The sequence below is a fragment of the Bacillus kexueae genome (assembly GCF_022809095.1).
Classification (GTDB): Bacteria; Bacillota; Bacilli; order Bacillales; family Aeribacillaceae; genus Bacillus_BZ; species Bacillus_BZ kexueae.
On record NZ_JALAZE010000008.1, the window covers coordinates 36060 to 55303 of the forward strand.

Sequence of the window (19244 nt, forward strand, 5' to 3'; positions counted from 1 at the left end):
ACATGAAAGTAGGGGAGAGGAATGGTTCATTTAAACCAAGAACATCCGATTTTAAAGAAGGATGAACAGTTTATTTGGCACTCGATGAAACCTTATCAGCCAAAGGCAACGATGATTGTAAAAGAAGCAAGTGGCAGTTGGATTACAGATCACACAGGGAAAAAGTATTTAGATGCGATGGCTGGCTTATGGTGTGTAAACATTGGATATGGAAGACAGGAATTAGCGGATGCAGCTTATGAACAGTTGAAGAAGCTAGCATATTTTCCATTAACTCAAAGTCATGAGCCAGCCATTCAATTAGGAGAGAAGCTAAACGAATTATTAGGCGATGATTACGTCATTTTCTTTTCCAATAGTGGCTCTGAAGCAAATGAAACTGCGTTTAAAATTGCTCGCCAATATCATCTGCAACAAGGAGAGTCTTCTCGTTACAAAATTGTCTCTCGCTATCGTGCCTATCATGGTAATTCTATGGGTGCCTTAGCTGCGACTGGGCAAGCCCAAAGGAAGTACAAATATGAACCTCTTGCCCCAGGCTTTGTACATGTTCAACCACCAGATACGTATCGTGATTATGATGAAAACCATACAATAAAAGCAGTGGATGACATTATGACATGGGAGTTAAGCGAAACGATCGCAGCCATGATTATGGAACCAATTATCACTGGCGGTGGTGTCCTTGTGCCACATGACCATTATTTGAAATCCGTAAAAGAAATTTGTGAAAAACATGGTGCGTTATTAATTGTAGACGAAGTCATTTGTGGATTCGGTCGATTAGGAACGCCTTTTGGGTTTCAACAATATGGAGTAAAACCAGATATTGTCACGATGGCAAAAGGCATTACGAGTGCTTATTTACCGTTATCAGCAACTGCTGTAAGGCGAGAAATTTACGAAGCATTCAAAGGGACTGAAGAGTACGATTATTTACGTCATATCAATACGTTTGGAGGAAATCCTGCAGCATGTGCTCTAGCGTTAAAAAACATTGAACTAATGGAGAAGGAAGGTCTTTTTGATCGATCAGAAGAAGTAGGTCATCAATTAATTAATCAATTAAAAGGAAGGACGCAAGACCATCCTTATGTTGGTGACGTTCGAGGAAAAGGATTATTAGTCGGCATTGAACTTGTAAAAGATAAAGAGACAAAGCAACCACTAAATGTTGAACTTGTTAATAAGGTTATCACCTATTGTAAAGATAAAGGTGTCTTAATCGGAAAAAATGGTGCAACGGTAGCTGGTTTTAATAACGTGTTAACATTATCTCCTCCATTAACCATTGAATATGAAGACATGAATTTTCTAATTCACACACTTGTATCGGCTTTAGAAACAATACGTCCTTAACATTAAAGGGTTCCAATTAGTCCCCAGACTAATGGAACCCTTTTTCTTTGTTACAGAAAGTAGGATTCTCTTTACAGTTTTTTTGGTGTCTAACTCCATGCGCCATCAGCCGGGTCGCTTCGGCCCTGCTGTGGCGACGGAAGCCTCCTCGCAGGTCCTCCAGCGCAATCGCCTAAGGAATTGCGCTTTACTTTTAATCATCAGAAGATAATATACCAAAGAAACGTAATAGGCTAATGAATAAATTAACAAAATCCAAGTATAAGTTTAGAGCCATTAAAGGAACTTCTTCTTTCGAAACTCCGTAATTCTTCATTCGGTTAAAGTCATAGAGTACGAACCCACTGAATACTAAAACGCCTATGAAAGAATACGCAAGCATTGCTTTACTCGTTAAAGGCCAAAAAAGACTAAATAATCCTATTACAATTAATGCAAGTAGAGCTGCCATGAGCATTCCACCTAGAAAGGAGAGATCACGTTTTGTCGTCCAACCTATAATGGCTATACCTGTAAACACGAGAGTTGTTGTAGTAAAAGTCATCAGCACAACGTTTGCACCTGAAATGGAAGCATAATAAGCTACAATTGGATACGTTGTCATCCCTGAAATAAATGTAAAACTAAACAGAAATGTAAAAGAAATTGCCTTTCTTCTTCTTAATAAAAAAGCAAAAACGAGCATACCTACTTCCAATAGAATCAGTGGTAAAAAGAATACAGGTGGAATAAAAGCTCCTATAGACATTCCAATTACAGCAACTGCTAACGATATAGCAAAGGCTCGTAAAACGGAATTCAAATAATGTTCTCTCTGTAAAACATGGTTCATTTCCATCCTTATATCACCTCAGTTTGTGAGTAAACATTATTCATTTATTCCATATCGTTTCATTTTCTTATAAAGCGTAACCCTAGAAAAACCAAGAAGTTTAGCCGCAGCCGATTTATTTCCGAACGTTTTTTTCAACATTTCTTCAATTTTCTCTTTCTCTGATACTGGTTTTTGGAAAGTAATCTCTTCCCGAACAACTTCATTTGATATCGTTTGGGATGGCTGCTGAAATTGAATTGGCAAGTGATGTGGAACAATAACATCATCATCTGCTAATATCATAATGCGTTCAATAACGTTTCGCAATTGACGAATATTTCCATTCCAAGAATCCTCCATAAGCCGATACATTACTTCCGGATCAATCGTCGGTATAGGTTTCTTATACTTAATCGAAAACTCTTTCAAATATAATTGAACGAGTTCTGGTATATCTTCCATTCGTTCACGAAGAGGAGGGATGGGGATAGAGACGACATTTAATCGGTAAAATAAATCTTGGCGAAATTGACCTTCTGTGACCATTTTCTCTAAATCACGATTTGTCGCTGCAATAATTCGGACGTCTACTGGAATTGGTTTCGTACCACCAATACGGTAAAATTGTTTTTCTTGAAGAACTCGAAGCAACTTAACTTGCAAATCAAGTGGCATTTCACCAATTTCATCTAAAAAGAGAGTTCCACCTTTAGCTGCATCAATTTTTCCCTTTTTTCCTTCTTTTACGGCTCCAGTAAAGGCTCCTTTTTCATATCCAAACAATTCACTCTCAAATAGAGCAGCTGGAATAGCTCCGCAGTTAATCGCGACAAAAGGGGATTCATTCCGATCGCTTGCTTGGTGAATAGCTTGGGAAAACAATTCTTTTCCAACTCCACTTTCTCCCGTAATTAATACGGTCGCATCTGTGACAGCGACTTTCTTCGCTAACTGTATCGCTTCCATCAGGGCTGGAGAACGACCTTTAATTTTACGAAACGGATCAAGGAGCTCATCTTCCGGGTCCATTTGACTTTCTAAATGTTGAATATAAGCCGTTGTGGATGATAGTTCTTCATTTAATTTCACAATATCACTAATATCTCGTTCAACCGAAATACCTCCAACCAACTCATGATTTAAAAATACCGGTTGAGTATTAATGAGCACGTGAACATCTGTTTGTGGCTGGTTATATTGTCTGATAACTGACTTTCCTTCTTTTAAGGTCGACATGAGCATGACAGATTCTTCTTTAAAAAGATGAGTAATATGTTTTCCGATACTTTCTTGTCGACTATGTTTATACAACTCCTCTGCTTTAGGATTCCACGAAATTATTGTTCCCTTACTATCGACTACGGTAATCGCATCATCAACCGCATGCAAAAGAGTTTCATAAAAGGAAGAGAGTATCTTCCAATGGTAAAACAGAACATCGGTTAATTTATGAAAAGGAACCCAGCCAACAACATTCCCAAGCTGATCTACAAGTGCATAATCTTTCCCATCTTGTAAGTTCAATAAATCGGATAAATACGTGTTTTCAGAAACAACAACCATCTCTTCTAGTTGAAGAGTATCATCCCAAGGATAAGATAGCGCTTTCAAAGAGATATTATGATTAACCATTCCCATCACCTTTACACTATTGTTAACACTCTTGTAAATGTGTAAACACAAATTAACAGAAGTGTTAATCATATTATACATATTTTATTGAAAACTCACCATATTTCTAATCTTTATTTTTGGCACAAAAATTGCATATTAAGAAAGTGAGAAATTTTTTAGACCAAATAGGAGGGGTATCATGATTCCATACAAACATGAACCATTTACAGATTTTACAAACGAAGAAAATAAAAAAGCTTTTGAAGAAGGCTTGAAAAAAGTTGAATCTTATTTAGGTCAAGATTATCCACTCATTATCGGTGGTGAACGTATAACAACGGATGAAAAAATTGTTTCTGTCAATCCAGCTAATAAGGAAGAAGTAATTGGCCGCGTTTCCAAAGCTAACAAAGATTTAGCGGAAAAAGCTATGCAAGTTGCGGACGAAACGTTTAAAACGTGGAGCAAAGTAAAACCTGAAGTCCGTGCAGACATCTTATTCCGTGCAGCTGCGATTATTCGTCGCCGTAAGCATGAGTTCTCAGCTTTATTAGTAAAAGAAGCTGGTAAACCGTGGAAAGAAGCGGATGCTGATACTGCAGAAGCAATTGACTTCTTAGAATACTACGGTCGTCAAATGCTTGAAATTAAAGATGGTGTGAAAGTAAACAGCCGCCCAGGTGAATACAACCGTTACGGATACATTCCATTAGGGGTTGGAGTTGTCATTCCTCCTTGGAATTTCGCATTTGCGATCATGGCTGGAACAACAGTAGCAGCAGTTGTAACTGGTAATACTGTTTTATTGAAGCCAGCATCTTTAACACCAGTTGTTGCTGCGAAGTTTGTGGAAGTATTAGAAGAAGCTGGACTACCAAAAGGGGTTGTTAACTACATCCCAGGAAGCGGTGCTGAAGTTGGTGACTACTTAGTTGACCATCCACGTACACGTTTTATTTCCTTCACTGGCTCTCGTGAAGTAGGAGTACGTATCTATGAGCGTGCCGCAAAAGTTAACCCTGGTCAAAAATGGTTAAAGCGTGTTATTGCTGAAATGGGTGGAAAAGATACGATTGTTGTCGATAAAGAAGCAGATTTAGAATTAGCTGCACAATCCATCGTGGCTAGCGCATTTGGCTTCTCTGGACAAAAATGTTCTGCTTGTTCACGTGCCGTCATTTTAGAAGATGTGTACGATCAAGTATTAAACCGTGTGGTGGAATTAACGAAAGAACTTTCTGTCGGTGACCCAACTTCTCAAAACACATTTATGGGACCAGTGATTGACCAGAGCGCATTCAACAAGATTATGGAATATGTGGAAATTGGAAAAGAAGAAGGTAAGTTAATGGTTGGAGGAGAAGGAGACGACACTACAGGATTCTTCATTAAACCAACAGTATTTGCTGATGTTGCACCTGAAGCACGCATCATGCAAGAAGAGATTTTCGGACCAGTTGTCGCATTTACGAAAGCAAAAGACTTCGATCAAGCAATTGAAATTGCGAACAACACAGAATACGGCTTAACAGGTGCGGTAATTTCGAACAACCGTGCAAACATTGAGAAAGCACGTGAAGACTTCCATGTAGGTAACTTATACTTCAACCGTGGCTGTACAGGAGCAATCGTTGGTTATCAACCATTTGGTGGATTTAATATGTCTGGAACAGATTCTAAAGCAGGTGGACCTGACTACTTATTACTTCACATGCAAGCTAAAACAACATCTGAAATGCTTTAATCCAAAACGCAAAGGAAATCAAGGGGCAACCAAGGCGTTGCCCCCATTTTTAAACATCATAGAATCGGGGGGTTAATATGTTAGAAACCATTTCAAAAAACTTCTTTATGTCTCTATCCCAAAGTAAAGCTTTAAATAAAGCGGCTCGTAAATGGGGATTAAAATTTGGTGCCTCTCAAGTTGTAGCAGGAGAAACGATTGAAACGGCAATTGAAGCCGTTAAAAAGTTAAACGAAAAAGGATTAGTCGCAACGCTTGACCACCTTGGAGAGTTCGTCAACAATCGCGATGAAGCGAGCGAAGCTACAGATTATTGTGTCAGAACTTTGGAAGCGATTGCAAAATCAGGAGTAAAAAGTGGTCTGTCTGTCAAAATGACGCAACTTGGTCTTGATATTGACAAGCAGTTTTGTTTAGACAATATGCGAAAAATTTTAGACACTGCCAAAAAATATGATATTTTCGTTCGAATCGACATGGAAGATTACGCGCGTTGCCAAGTGACGTTAGATATTTTACAAGAACTTCGTCAAACGTACGACAATGTCGGAACGGTTATTCAAGCTTATTTATTCAGAGCGATGGACGATGTAAAAGATTTAAAAGGTGTACCATTACGCCTTGTAAAAGGGGCCTATAAGGAGTCACCTGAAGTCGCATACCAAGACAAAAAAGACATTGATGAAAACTATATGAGCATTATTAAAGAGCATTTATTAAGCGGAAGCTACACAGCGATCGCTTCACATGATCATCATATCATTGCAAAAGTAAAGGAATTTGTAAAAGAACATAACATTCCAAATTCTCAATTTGAATTCCAAATGCTATACGGCTTTCGAACGGAAATGCAACAGAGCTTAGCACAGGAAGGGTATAAAGTTCGCATCTATATTCCATTTGGTGACGACTGGTTCGGATATTTTATGCGCCGTTTAGCTGAGAGACCTCAAAACGTCGCCTTCGCATTTAGAGGATTCTTCTCCAAATAATGTCACATTCAATTTAGACAATCTCCATATTTTCTTCTCAATAAAAAAGAAGGGTAGATAAAATCTATCCTTCTTTTCCTTTTGGAGTCGAAGTCGAATGCATTATTTAGAATATTACTCTATTGCGTCTTTTTTATTCGTTAATGTCACTCGTAATAATAATGCATGTTCTGCTTTAAGTAGGTAATCAGAAAGTGTTCCATCTTCCTTTACATATAAACCAGCTAGGCCATTTTCAATGGTTCCTTGCCATCCAGCGAGGTAAACAGGTTTATCTTTTTCCAGCATGACTTTTTCTGAGAGTATTGAACCAAATGTAGACGTATCAGTCTTTAAAGAAAAATTGTGTTCCACCCAGCCACCTGGAATACCAGTAATCAAACTCACCATATTATTGTTAAAATCTTCTTCTATAGAGAAGGAATAAATCTCATTGTCAGACAATTGATTAGAGTGAAGCGTAGAGACAACAAAAGAGTCTTGTTTTCCATTTTCAATTGTTACAACTTCTAATACAACTTCATCATGATCTGCTAATCCTCCGTTTAATGTAAAATACTCGATTTTCTCAATTCCCGTCTTTGATATGAGGCTTTTTTCATGCTCAGTTAGAGAAAGAGGTTCAACAATTAAGGTGGAAGTACTGTTGACACTCTTTCCTCCATCATTGAGAGGTGTACAACTAATGCTAAAAAGGATGAGAAAACTAAATGTTAAGGATATTAGTAGTCGTTTCACACAAAAGCCCCTTCCATCAATCCATTATTTTCAAATTTTATTCTATCACTTATGGATGGAATTGTGTGGAAGAATTTTCATATGAATACATAAATTCATCATCTTTAATGCAAATTATGGAAGAGTAAAAGGAGTGATAAAATGGAAAAAGACGTGAACCGGCCAATGTATCCAGAACCGATATGGCGTCAAGATACCGCTTTCCCACCTTTTCCAAAGCTTGAAGCTGATGTAAATGCAGAAGTAGCTGTAATTGGGGCTGGTATAGTAGGGATTACGACTGCCTACTTATTAGGAAAGAAAGGGCACCGAGTCGTTCTTGTTGATGCAGGGAGCGTGTTAAATGGAACGACAGGGCATACGACTGCGAAAGTCACCATTCAACACGGCCTTTATTATGATGAATTGATCCAAAATGTTGGAGTGGAAAAGGCTTCAAAATATGTGAATGCCAATCAAGATGCACTCAACTGGATGAGAAAGTGGGTAAATGAACAGAAAGTAGATTGTCATTGGAAAGAAGAAGATGCCTTTTTATATACGAGCATTCATGAAAACCTCGATAAGTTAATGAAGGAACAAGCTGCATACGAAGCATTAAAAATCAGTGGTGATTTCGTGCAAAAAATGCCGCACGATTTTGATTCCTTAGGCGCAGTAAGAATTCGAAAGCAAGCCCAATTCCACCCACTAAAATATTTGCAACATATGCTTGATGAAATGAAGGATATGGATATACGCATCTTTGAAAATACTGTAGCAACCCAAATAAAAGAAGGAAAAAAAGTAAGGGTAATCACGAATGAAATGCATACTATTGTTTCTGATTTTGTTGTAGTAGCAACTCATTTTCCCATGTACTGGAAGGGACTGTACTTTGCTCGGATGTATGCTGAACGCGCTTATGTCATCGCTTGCAAGATGAAGTCGGCGTATAAAGGGGGAATGTATGTTAATGTTGAAGAACCACGGCGTTCCATCCGTTCTTCCATTTTCAACGGGGAAGAAGTGGTTTTCATAACGGGTGAAAATCATAAAACCGGTCAAGGCAAAGACACGCTACTCCACTATAAGGAACTAGAACAATTTGCTTCGACTCATTTCAAAATGAATAAGTATCTAGCTCGGTGGTCAACACAAGATCTTGTGACATCTGATAAAGTTCCGTATGTTGGAAAAATGACTAAAAACACAGATAATATATTTGTTGCAACTGGCTTTCATAAATGGGGCATGACCAATGGAACAGCTGCTGCTCATTTACTAACGGATTTAATTTTAGGTAAGGAAAATCCTTTTGAAGATGTCGTTTCACCAACCCGTTTTCATGCGAAAGTAGACGTTAAGCAATGGCTTATTCAAAACAGTGACGTAGCCAAACATTACATTAAAGGAAAAGCTGTCTTCCCAACGAAAAAAGCCTCCCAATTACAAAAGGATGAAGGAGCAATCATCGACTTTGGCGGTGAGCGGAAGGGAGCTTATAAATGTACCAATGGCGTAACTCATATTGTTGATACGACATGTACACATTTAGGCTGTGAACTAGCTTGGAATTCTGGTGATCGAACGTGGGATTGCCCATGTCATGGATCACGTTTTTCCTATAAAGGTCAAGTGATTGAAGGCCCAGCAGACAAACCTTTAACTTATGAACATTATATAGATGAAATGGATAAGCCCGTATAATCTACGGGTTTTTATATATCCACTAAAAAGAATACATGCTAAAATGTAAGAAACTAGTAAAACAGGAGTATATTTTATGGAAAACTGGATTCAAAACAAACGTTGTTTTATCATCTCGTTATTATTTTTCTTTTTTACCATGGTTCTTTTATTTCCTTTCCCACACCGATACGTTTTTGGGGAGATTATTTTTGACACATTGCATTTACCGATTTCACTCGAAAATGGGTTACAACTAGTAAGCATTGCAGCATTCATCTTCCTCATCATTGGTATATTTCTTTTAACACGTTCCATCACACGTTTCAAAGGGACGATGACCTTAATGTTAATCATCTTTACAGCATCATTTCCTTCTTCATTAGCGGGTATATTAGAAAAGTATGTTGCAGAAGGGATTTATGCGGTAGAATACGATTCATTTGAAGGACGATGTGAGTTTACGAGAATAGAAGATCTGAAGATTAATGCAGCTTGTAGTCTCCCATTTACGAATCATTCAGAGCAAGAAACGACTTTTGACATTACGTTCAGTGAAAGGGGTGGCTTTTTTGAACCTGCACTTGCTGCTGCCTTAAATGAAGAGGGACCATTCCAAGTTACATTGAAAGGGGATGAATTTAAGCAAGTGAAGATTAATACAGTCATTAATTTAAAGAGTGGGTTTTCATTTGACATCGATAGCACGTCAGTTGGAGCGGTAAAGATTCATTCAGGACATCACGTTAAAGATTTTTCTCGTACTATTGCCCAATAAATCTTTCAGGGGAGGCATCTTATGGAACGACAACTGACGAATTTAGTTAAATCAGTAGGAGAAATCGAACGAATTTGGTCATTAGAGGGTGGTGTTTCTGCAACAGTAGAAGGAATCGAAGTCATCAGCATGTCCGGTGAACGTAAAAAGTTAGTACTGAAAAAAGGAAAATTGGGGAGCGAAGCAATCTACCAATCCGTTTTGATGAAAGAGTTTCAAATTCTTTCTTATTTGACAAACAAAAAGATTCCTGTCCCAACGCCTTTGCTCTATGATGAAACAGGACTGTTAATGGAATATATAGAACATGAAAAGATAAATTTATTCAAAAATCTTAACCAATACATGAATACAATTGCCAAAACATTAGCAGAAATTCATCAAATTAATGACTTTCAAGCCATTCATTTCTTTCTATTAGATTATACGAACTCCTTGGATTTTCGGTTGGAAAATCCGCCTCAAACGATGGATTACAGTTTGCAAGAACCTCGAATTCGGGAAACATTACGACAAAACTGGCAAAAGAAAAAAGAGAACGAGAAACGATTACTTCATGGGGACTTTTGGCCTGGAAATCTTTTATGGAGTAAAGGGAAGATTGTTTCCATAATTGATTGGGAAGATGCTGCAATTGGTGATCCATTATCAGATGTAGCGAATGCCCGACTGGAAATATTATGGGCTTTCGGAAAAGAAGCCATGTTTCAGTTTACACATTATTACCAATCATACATGCCCCATCTCCAATATTACTCCCTTCCAATTTGGGATTTGGTTGCAGCTTTACGACCAGCATCCAAGATGGATTCATGGGGATTAGATAATCGTACATTAGAACGTTTTAAAAACCTTCATCGATGGTTTGTTAACGATGCGATACGCAATATTTCAAAGAATATCTCTTCTCTATAAGCTGTTTTCGTATACATTGTTGCTGTTAAAGGAAAGGGGCATTTTTACTTTAAGTAGAAGGAAGACTTAACTCCTGCCGCATGCAAAGGAGCTCGACTTTCTCCAGGAAAAAGCTTGTTGTTGATTCATAAAAGATGAGGGCCTTTGCTAGAGTTGGCGAAACCAAAAAGGTTGTTCAACTATTTTCCGATAGAGTGAACAACCTTTTTTCATATACTGCATCTTTTAGTGAAACAGCGGGGGAAGGGAGGTAACCTTATTATTCCTACAACTTACATGTAATTCATTATAATCATTTAAACTTGCATAAAATACATCATTCAACCGCAACACATTTTTCTTTCTCAATTCTTCCACAAGCCAATCTTCATCTAGGTTACGAGTCGAAAGGACATGTTCATAAACCTCACCATCTATAATGACGGGCACATCAATTCCTTTGTAAGATGAGGAGATTTTCTTCTGGATATGTTCAACACGAGCATTTTCTTTTTGATGAAACAGCTTGACTGATAACATTCCATTTGCCTCTATGATTCCGATTTCAACATCTTCAAGATTATAGACTTGTTGTTCTCGAAGCATCATAAGCACAATATCAATTGAATAACTGATTTTTTTCATATTTTCAACTAGAAATTTCCCATCATAAATGACCATGGTCGGTTCAAATGTCAGTATCCTGCCAATTTTACGGCTTCGTATTTTTAATTTCGCTATCATTTTTTGCAAAATGGCAATGGCAACAACTGCAATAGCCGTATAAATATGATTTATTTCTGGATCAGCAATATCAGCCCCGACAACCGCACCAAGCGTTAAAATAACTAAAAAATCGAATATCGGGAGCTCTCCAATGGAGCGTTTTCCCATGTAAAGCGTTGCAAACAGAGCTAAAGGTAAGATTGTTATAATTCGCCCTAACACTTTCAGCATTGCCAAATAGTCGAATTCCACTTCGATCACCTCTAAACATTATCATGGCACAGGTACAGTGGAAATATTAACAATAAGTAGAAAAGGCGGAATTTTTTCCAGTGTTGTACTTTCATTTAAATTTAGGAGATAGTAAGAAAAAGCGCAAATCCTTTGGCGATTGGCGCTGGAGGACCTGCGGAGGCTTCCGTCGCCACAGCAGGGCCGAAGCGACCCGAGCTGATGGCGCTTGGAGCTAGAAACCAAAAAAACTGTAAAGAGAATACTTTAACACTTTATTGAACTTAAACTTTCTGTAACAAATAAAATGCCGCCCAAGAGGCGGCATGGCAATAACTTATGATTTCCAATGTTTTTCGATAAACGCATCGCGACCGGATTCGATTCGCTCTTGTTTATATTTCTCAGGATTTTTTTTGTAAAATGCTTGATGATATTCTTCAGCAGGATAGAAAGGTGTAGCTGGTAAAATTTTCGTTACGATCGGTTTTGAAAATTTTCCGCTTTCTTCAAGGTTTTGTTTCGATTGTTCCGCTTTAACCTTTTGTTCTTCCGAATGATAAAAAATGGCTGTTCGATACTGTGGACCACGATCGAAAAATTGACCTTCATCATCTGTTGGGTCTATTTGTTGCCAATAAATCTTTAATATTTCTTCATACGGGAAAATGTCTGGATTGAACGTAATTTCAACTGCTTCATAATGACCGGACTCTCCTGATTTCACATCTTCATAGGAAGGGTTCTCTATATGTCCACCGGTATATCCTGAAATTACCTCATGAATTCCATTCCATTGATCAAAAGGTTTCACCATACACCAAAAGCATCCACCTGCAAACGTCGCTTTTTCTCGTTTTGCCAATTCTATCACTCCATTTCAACACATACTTTTCAAATTTTAGCATTCATCGAAAATTTCCGCAAAGAATTTAACTCCTATTTTAACAACTTATGAAAATCATGGTAAAATAATTGTTAACTATCAATCATTTTAAGTTTACTCAAATTAAGTGAGGGAGATATTCATGAAAAAGGTCGATACAAACAAAGCATCTATATTATCAAGACAATTTTTGAAAAATCCATATCCTTTCTATCATCAATGGAGAAATGAGCATCCCATTTTATGGCTAAATACATTACCACAACCAGGATGGGTCATTACAGGTTATAAGGAAGTCAAAACCATCCTATTGAAACATCAACTTTTTCGCGTCCGTTCTCCATTACCTCGTCACACCCATGAATTCGCTGACTTAAAAAAGGCTCAAAAAAACATGATGCTCTATCAAAATGATGAACAACACCAACAGCTCCGAACAATCTTTCAACCTGCCTTTACGCATAAGATGTTAGAAGATTTGCGTCCACTTATACTTCAAGTTGTCGATCAAACGATCGATCAATTAAAAAACCGGTCATATATCGATGTTGTATCAGATGTAGCCTATCCCATTCCAAGTTTTATTATCTCAGAAATACTCGGTATACCTTCTCACGTTCGCCCGAAAATTCAAAAGTGGACGTACGACTTATTACGTGTAATTGATTTTACCCGGACACAAAATCTTTTACACCGAGGAAACGAAACTATTAAAGAGTTAACCAACTATTTTCATCATCTATATACCTCAGAAGGCGGTATATCAAAAGATTCCTACATACGTCGTATTGCTGAAAAAGAAGGATTAGATGAAAAGGTACTCGCGTCACAACTAATCTTGCTCTTAGTGGCCGGTCATGAAACGACAGTTAACTTAATTGCGAATGCTTTATATCATTTACACCTTCACAATTCGGAACGAATGAAATGCATTCAAAGTCAAGAAATGATACCGTTCGCAGTGGAAGAAGTACTCCGTTATGAATCCCCTACACAAATTACTGCTAGATATGCAAAAGAAGACGTGGTGATGGGGGATAAGACCATTAAACGTGGACATCAGGTGTATCTTTTTTTAGGGGCAGCTAATCGCGACCCGAACATATTTCAAAATCCAAGCTGTTTTAAAATCGACCGAAGACATAATCCTCATCTTGCATTTGGAGCGGGTAGCCATTTTTGCATCGGTTCCCAACTCGCGAGAATGGAAGCTCAAATCACCATTGAACGTTTTTTTCAAACATTTCCAAATTCCACTTTGGATGAACAATCCGTAAAGTGGAGAAGGCTCATTGGTTTTAGAGCTCTTAAATCTTGTACCGTTACTACGTAGTGAAATGAAAAAGTGCGTAATGAAAGCAACTGAAACCAAATTCAGTTGCTTTTTTGTTACAATAAATCTATCACTTATACGTTAGGAAATGATTCGAATGAACCAGAAGGATTTTACAAATGGGAATATCATGAAACAACTCATCGTGTTCTCAACGCCGATTATTTTCACGAATCTACTCCAAACATCGTTTCAATTAATAGATAGCCTTTGGATTGGTTATCTATTGGGGGATGTAGCATTAGGAGCTGTATCCGTCTCCGCAACGGTTATTTTTACAATGTTAGCGTTTATGATCGGGTTGAATCAAGCGACTATGACAATATTATCTCAGAAAAAAGGAATGGAAGATGAGGAAGGAATTAAACGCTTCATTAATGCTTTTGTCGTTCTGTTCATTATTCTTGCCTCTGTTATCGGAATAAGTGGTTATGTTAGTAGCGAATGGATTTTAACGGCTTTAACAACACCTTCTTCCATGATAGTCGGGGCGAATAGTTATCTGCAAATCCATTTTATGGGGGTCATTTTTTTATTCGGCTATAATTTTATTGGAACCTTATTTCGTTCACTAGGTGATAGTCGGACACCAGTTCGTTTTGTAGCCGCGGCGGTTATTTGTAATACGTTTTTAGATCCGCTATTCATATCGTATTTTCAAATGGGGATTGATGGAGCCGCTTATGCTACTATCGTTTCTCAAGGAATTGCTTTTTTATACGGTGGCTTTTTAGCTGTTCGAAAAAAGTTAATCCCGTTTATAAAGCTCTCTATTCCACAAAAAGGTGAAGTGGTAACGATTTTAAAATTAGGAATTCCCGCTAGCCTACAAATGACGGTCGTAACTGGAGGCGTCATGGCGATTATGAGTGTTGTAACACCATTTGGGGAAGAGGTGGTAGCTGGCTATGCTGCTGCGCAACGTTTAGACAGCTTAATTATGCTTCCTGCTTTCGCTTTGAGTACGGCGGTTACAAGTATGGCTGGACAAAATATTGGAGCAAGGAACTGGGAAAGAGTAAATAAAATAGCGAAATACGGAACGCTTTATAACTTTCTCGTGATGACGATGATAGCTTGTGTGGTTGTTTTCGTAGGTCAAAATGGGGTTGAATGGTTTGTCCGCCAAGAAAGCGCAATATCCTTTGGTACATCCTACTTAACGACGATTGCATTCTTTTATCCGTTTTTAGGAATTAACTTTATGTTAAATGGTATTTTACGAGCTGCAGGAGCAATGTACCCTGTACTCATTCTCAACATTCTATCTTTCTGGTTGCTTCGTTACCCCATTACTTATTGGGTTTCATCTTTAATTGGAGAAGATGGCATTGCCATTGGAATCGCAATAAGCTTTGTCATAAGTAGTCTGTTGGTTTTAGTTTATTACCAGAAAGGTAGATGGAGGGAGAAAAAGATTTTTGAAGATAAAGAGAAGATGTAAGACATATTACGGTACTAGCCAAGCAGATAATCGTACACTTATAGGTAGAAAGGAGGGGAATGTTTGAAAACAGTTGTTTTCGTTGGAGGTGGCCACGCACACCTTCACTGCATTAGACATGCGAGGGAATTACTATCAAGTAACGTTATTTTAATATCACCAGACCGATATCAATATTATTCGGGAATGTTCTCAAGTTATACAGAAGGGATCTATTCGGAAGAAGAAATCAAAATCGATTTACAAGACTTATGTAATCGAACGAATGTTACCTTTTTAATGGGGAAAGTACATAAAGTTGATTCCAATACAAAAGAAATTTTGTTATCAAATGGAAAAAGACTTTCATACGACATATTATCTTTTGATATCGGATCCATAATTCCTACACTTCCGAATAGCTTATCTATTAAACCTAATTATTTATTTCCAAGCTCTATCCATCAGTTGCGTTCTACGAAGCTTCCAGTCATCATCGGAGGTGGTGCTTCGGGTGTTGAACTCGCACTTTCATTAGCGGTATGGCGAAAAAATAACGGTTATCCTAATTCCGTTACGATTATTTCTAAATCAAAGCTGTTAGCCAATATGAATCCGAAAGCAAGACAGAAGTTAAGACACTATTTGAAAGACTTAGTAGTAATGGAAGATGAAGAGGTTGAAAAGGTTGGAAATACCACCATTACAACCAATGCTGGACGAACGATTCCATATACGAGCTTACTAGCTGTAACAGGTAATTCTGCCCCTCCTATTTTTGAGGAATCTTCTTTACCAACGAAGGATGGATTTTTGCACGTACGGGAAACGTTGCAATGTGTCGACAATCCTCACATTTTAGGTGCAGGAGATTGCATTCATTTTTCAAAGAATGGATTGCCGAAAAACGGTGTGTTTGCTGTGAAACAAGGACCGATATTGCTCCAAAATATTACACGATTACTAAATAACAAGCCATTAATCGCGTATCGACCTCAAAAACGCTATTTATCCATTCTTTCCGTTGGGAATAGACAAGCACTTCTCGTCTATCATTCCCTTGTTTTGAAAGGAAGGATTCCTTGGTTATTAAAGCACTATATTGATCAATCATTCATGAAGAATTATCAAAACAACTAGGTCGAATTCAAAGAAGGAAATATACGATATGAAATCGAAAGACATATGTAGAATTCATTCATTATTCTAAAAAAATTACTTTTGGAAGGAGAAAGATTTTGAAAGTATGGAAAGCACTAACGATCACTTCAGCTCTTGCTACATCTTTATGTATAGCAGGGTTTGGTGTGATGGTTTATGATCAATTTCTCGTACGAGAATCGAACATATCATCTTTAATAAAGGAAAAGGAAGAAGAAACCAACGTAAAGAAAGACTCATCCCATTTACACATCGTTGCATTAGGTGATTCATTAACGAGAGGAATCGGTGACGAAGATGGGAAGGGGTACGTAGGTTTCGCGGTAGATGAACTTAAACAGCGAACAGAACGAGAGATTAACGTATCTAATCTTGCTATACGAGGATTACGTTCAGAAGAGCTTATACAACAATTAAAAGAATCAGAAGTCAAACGACAAATTGCGCAGGCAGATGTAATTATGATGACAATTGGCGGAAACGATTTATTCCAAAGCGGAAACATTTTAAGAGATTTGTCCAAGGAACAAATTTCTTCTACACAGGATAAATTTACTGAGAATTTACATGCAATCTTTCAAAGCATCCGCTCTGTAAATAAAACAGCCGTTATATACTATGTTTCTTTGTACAATCCATTTAGTGAAATTCTTGAAAAAGAAACGACAACGAATATTGTTAGGGAATGGAATTTTCACTCAGCGAATGTTGTTAGTTCGTATGATAACATCATTGCGGTTCCGACTTATGACATTTTTGAACTTCATTTGGAAGATTACCTATACACAGACCAATTCCATCCAAACGGAAATGGTTATAAATTGATGGGAGAACGTGTCGCTTCCTTAATTACATTTAAAGAGGAGGCCGAAGGAAGTGAGTAACAAAGAAACGTTAATCGTCGAAAATTTAGTTAAAAGAATCGGCAAAAAAACCATCATAAAAGGAGTATCCTTTTCACTACAAAAGGGGGAGGTTTTTGGATTTTTAGGACCAAACGGAGCTGGTAAAACAACCACTATTCGTATGTTAGTCGGTTTAATTCGACCAACAAAAGGACGTATTTCCATAGGTGGACAGGACCTTGAAAAGGATTTCACTAAAGCGATTAAACATATCGGTTGTATCGTAGAAAACCCTGAACTATACCCGTATTTAACAGGTCGTGAGAACTTGGAACATTTCGTTCGCATGGTACCATCGATTTCACCTTTACGTATTAATGAAGTTGTAGAGCTTGTTGGTCTTCAAAACCGGATTGATGATCGTGTGAGTACATATAGCCTTGGAATGCGACAACGACTCGGAATTGCGCAAGCACTTCTCGGTAAGCCCGATGTATTAATTTTGGACGAGCCTACAAACGGATTGGATCCAGTCGGTATTCGTGAAATGCGTGAGTTCATCCGTTCCCTTGCTGAAAAGGAAGGTTTGAGCGTGCTCGTTTCTTCTCACTTGCTAAGTGAAATTCAATTGATGTGTGATCGCGTGGCAATTATGTCAAAAGGAGAAATTATAAAGGTTGATACCGTCCAACAATTACTTTCCGAACGAGAGCGAATGGTATGGGAAGTGGAGCCAAAAGAAGAAGCATACGCTCTGTTGGGGGAAGAAGTAAATGTTACGGAGGATGAAAACGGAAAGCTCCTCACCCCTTTATACAAAAATAAAATACCAGAATGGAATGAAAAGCTTGTTTCATCTGGTATTACGGTAAAGGAAATGAGTCCAAAGCTCCCTACCTTAGAAGATTTATTTATTGAACTTACAGGGGGGGAGACCATTGATTAACCTAATTTTCAATGAAATGATTAAAATTAGCCGGAAACGAAAGTTATTAATTATTTCGGCAATTGTCGCGGTACTTGTTGCAATGTTTACATATGCACAGTTTCGAGAAATTCAACGGATTACCGAACGACTCGGAACGACCGATTGGCGTGCCCAATTACAACAAGATATTATCGACGCGGAGAACCGATTGAATTCAAGCAGTATGTCTGATGAGTATAAAGAATATTTACGGACGCTAATTGATCAACAAAAATTTTATTTGGAACAAAACATTAATCCGCAAGCTCCTGGTGCACCAACGTTTATCCGAATCTTCTTAGAGAATGCAATCGACTTATTTATCCCACTCCTTGTTATGGTGATCGCAGCTGATTTAGTTTCATCAGAAGCAAGTGGGGGAACTATTAAACTACTCTTAACGAGGCCGGTTAAACGTTCGCGAATTTTACTGAGTAAACTTTTAGCCATGATTCTATCTGTTTCACTCATCGTATGGATTGTCATTTTACTCTCATACCTTATCTCAGGAATTGTACTAGGGTATGGCGGATGGAATTTACCTATCTTAAGCGGGTTTGAGTCTGTGAATGGAGAGCTTTCAACTCAAAATGTTCATTTAATTCCTCAATGGCAATACATTTTAATGGAAGCTGGTCTCGTTTGGTTCGTTGCCATTATAGTAGGATCGTTAACATTTATGCTTTCTGTAATAATGCGGAGCACTGCTGCTGTGATGGGAATTATTTTAGCTAGCCTGATTTCCGGTGTCATTTTATCCAATACAATCTCATCGTGGGAATCTGCTAAATATTTATTTATGATTAACCTCCGATTAACTGATTACTTACGTGGGTTTGCTCCACCCATTGAAGGAATGACCCTCGGGTTTTCAATTTCCGTTTTAGCAGCGTGGGGAGCTACTGCGATTTTCATTGCGTTCTATTCATTTACTCGTAAAGATGTATATTAAATAGGAAGAAACTCGGGGCGCTTTTGCCCCTTTTCTTTTTCCAATAAGATTTAATGGAGAAGGAATTCATGAATTTCTACCGAAAAAGATAAGAAAGAAAAAAGAAAGGAATTTTTTTA

17 protein-coding genes are annotated in these 19244 nt (G+C 37.9%); 12 read left to right on the plus strand and 5 right to left on the minus strand.

Annotated features, from left to right (window positions below):
• The first annotated feature begins 21 nt into the window (after positions 1–21).
• Complete coding sequence (locus ML543_RS12950; RefSeq protein ID WP_243387871.1) at positions 22–1359, plus strand: aspartate aminotransferase family protein; 1338 nt, start codon at positions 22–24, stop codon at positions 1357–1359.
• A 193-nt stretch (positions 1360–1552) separates the two neighbouring features.
• On the opposite strand, the gene ML543_RS12955 is transcribed toward ML543_RS12950, so the two are convergent.
• Together ML543_RS12955 and ML543_RS12960 are read right to left on the minus strand one after the other, a co-directional pair.
• On the minus strand, positions 1553–2197 hold the full coding sequence (locus tag ML543_RS12955; RefSeq protein ID WP_243387872.1) for a Bax inhibitor-1/YccA family protein: 645 nt from the start codon (positions 2195–2197) through the stop codon (positions 1553–1555).
• Positions 2198–2227: 30 nt separating this feature from the next.
• Positions 2228–3805: a sigma-54 interaction domain-containing protein gene (locus ML543_RS12960; protein ID WP_243387873.1), complete on the minus strand. Its 1578-nt coding sequence runs from the start codon at positions 3803–3805 to the stop codon at positions 2228–2230.
• A 178-nt stretch (positions 3806–3983) separates the two neighbouring features.
• On the opposite strand from ML543_RS12960, the gene pruA reads away from it, so the two are divergent.
• Both pruA and ML543_RS12970 read left to right on the plus strand, forming a co-directional pair.
• Positions 3984–5531, plus strand: coding sequence for an L-glutamate gamma-semialdehyde dehydrogenase (gene pruA / locus ML543_RS12965; protein ID WP_243387973.1), 1548 nt, complete (start codon positions 3984–3986; stop codon positions 5529–5531).
• Between the two features lie 77 nt (positions 5532–5608).
• On the plus strand, positions 5609–6523 hold the full coding sequence (locus ML543_RS12970; protein WP_243387874.1) for a proline dehydrogenase family protein: 915 nt from the start codon (positions 5609–5611) through the stop codon (positions 6521–6523).
• 114 nt (positions 6524–6637) lie between these two features.
• Here the strand turns inward: ML543_RS12970 and ML543_RS12975 are convergent, their stop codons facing one another.
• Entirely contained in the window at positions 6638–7261 is a 624-nt protein-coding gene (locus ML543_RS12975) for a hypothetical protein (protein ID WP_243387875.1), read from the minus strand.
• Positions 7262–7402: 141 nt separating this feature from the next.
• On the opposite strand from ML543_RS12975, the gene ML543_RS12980 reads away from it, so the two are divergent.
• From ML543_RS12980 to ML543_RS12990, 3 genes are all read left to right on the plus strand, one after another.
• Entirely contained in the window at positions 7403–8950 is a 1548-nt protein-coding gene (locus ML543_RS12980; RefSeq protein WP_243387876.1) for an FAD-dependent oxidoreductase, read from the plus strand.
• A 76-nt stretch (positions 8951–9026) separates the two neighbouring features.
• Positions 9027–9707: a hypothetical protein gene (locus ML543_RS12985; RefSeq protein ID WP_243387877.1), complete on the plus strand. Its 681-nt coding sequence runs from the start codon at positions 9027–9029 to the stop codon at positions 9705–9707.
• Positions 9708–9728: 21 nt separating this feature from the next.
• Positions 9729–10622, plus strand: coding sequence for a phosphotransferase family protein (locus tag ML543_RS12990; protein ID WP_243387878.1), 894 nt, complete (start codon positions 9729–9731; stop codon positions 10620–10622).
• 225 nt (positions 10623–10847) lie between these two features.
• On the opposite strand, the gene ML543_RS12995 is transcribed toward ML543_RS12990, so the two are convergent.
• Entirely contained in the window at positions 10848–11558 is a 711-nt protein-coding gene (locus tag ML543_RS12995) for a DUF421 domain-containing protein (RefSeq protein ID WP_243387974.1), read from the minus strand.
• A 337-nt stretch (positions 11559–11895) separates the two neighbouring features.
• Positions 11896–12423 (minus strand): peptide-methionine (S)-S-oxide reductase MsrA, encoded by a 528-nt coding sequence (msrA, locus tag ML543_RS13000; protein WP_279326671.1) that lies wholly within the window; start codon positions 12421–12423, stop codon positions 11896–11898.
• A gap of 163 nt (positions 12424–12586) precedes the next feature.
• On the opposite strand from msrA, the gene ML543_RS13005 reads away from it, so the two are divergent.
• The 6 genes from ML543_RS13005 to ML543_RS13030 all read left to right on the plus strand — a co-directional run bounded on the left by ML543_RS13005 (position 12587) and on the right by ML543_RS13030 (position 19125).
• Positions 12587–13777, plus strand: coding sequence for a cytochrome P450 (locus tag ML543_RS13005; protein WP_243387879.1), 1191 nt, complete (start codon positions 12587–12589; stop codon positions 13775–13777).
• Positions 13778–13874: 97 nt separating this feature from the next.
• Positions 13875–15221, plus strand: coding sequence for an MATE family efflux transporter (locus ML543_RS13010; protein ID WP_243387880.1), 1347 nt, complete (start codon positions 13875–13877; stop codon positions 15219–15221).
• Positions 15222–15284: 63 nt separating this feature from the next.
• Positions 15285–16340 carry an FAD-dependent oxidoreductase gene (locus ML543_RS13015; RefSeq protein ID WP_243387881.1) on the plus strand — a complete coding sequence of 352 codons (1056 nt, stop codon included), beginning with the start codon at positions 15285–15287 and terminating at the stop codon, positions 16338–16340.
• A 98-nt stretch (positions 16341–16438) separates the two neighbouring features.
• Positions 16439–17245: an SGNH/GDSL hydrolase family protein gene (locus ML543_RS13020; protein ID WP_243387882.1), complete on the plus strand. Its 807-nt coding sequence runs from the start codon at positions 16439–16441 to the stop codon at positions 17243–17245.
• Entirely contained in the window at positions 17238–18152 is a 915-nt protein-coding gene (locus ML543_RS13025) for an ABC transporter ATP-binding protein (protein WP_243387883.1), read from the plus strand. Before ML543_RS13020 ends, ML543_RS13025 begins: the two co-directional genes overlap by 8 nt.
• A complete protein-coding gene (locus ML543_RS13030) occupies positions 18145–19125 on the plus strand; it encodes an ABC transporter permease (RefSeq protein WP_243387884.1) in 981 nt (326 codons plus the stop codon). Before ML543_RS13025 ends, ML543_RS13030 begins: the two co-directional genes overlap by 8 nt.
• Positions 19126–19244 lie beyond the last annotated feature (119 nt).

Coding starts and splice junctions, on each gene's coding strand:
- ML543_RS12950 (WP_243387871.1), top strand. CDS start 22: ATGGTTCATTTAAACCAAGAACATCCGATTTTAAAGAAGGATGAACAG.
- ML543_RS12955 (WP_243387872.1), bottom strand. CDS start 2,197: ATGGAAATGAACCATGTTTTACAGAGAGAACATTATTTGAATTCCGTT.
- ML543_RS12960 (WP_243387873.1), bottom strand. CDS start 3,805: ATGGTTAATCATAATATCTCTTTGAAAGCGCTATCTTATCCTTGGGAT.
- ML543_RS12970 (WP_243387874.1), top strand. CDS start 5,609: ATGTTAGAAACCATTTCAAAAAACTTCTTTATGTCTCTATCCCAAAGT.
- ML543_RS12980 (WP_243387876.1), top strand. CDS start 7,403: ATGGAAAAAGACGTGAACCGGCCAATGTATCCAGAACCGATATGGCGT.
- ML543_RS12985 (WP_243387877.1), top strand. CDS start 9,027: ATGGAAAACTGGATTCAAAACAAACGTTGTTTTATCATCTCGTTATTA.
- ML543_RS12990 (WP_243387878.1), top strand. CDS start 9,729: ATGGAACGACAACTGACGAATTTAGTTAAATCAGTAGGAGAAATCGAA.
- ML543_RS12995 (WP_243387974.1), bottom strand. CDS start 11,558: ATGCTGAAAGTGTTAGGGCGAATTATAACAATCTTACCTTTAGCTCTG.
- ML543_RS13005 (WP_243387879.1), top strand. CDS start 12,587: ATGAAAAAGGTCGATACAAACAAAGCATCTATATTATCAAGACAATTT.
- ML543_RS13010 (WP_243387880.1), top strand. CDS start 13,875: ATGAACCAGAAGGATTTTACAAATGGGAATATCATGAAACAACTCATC.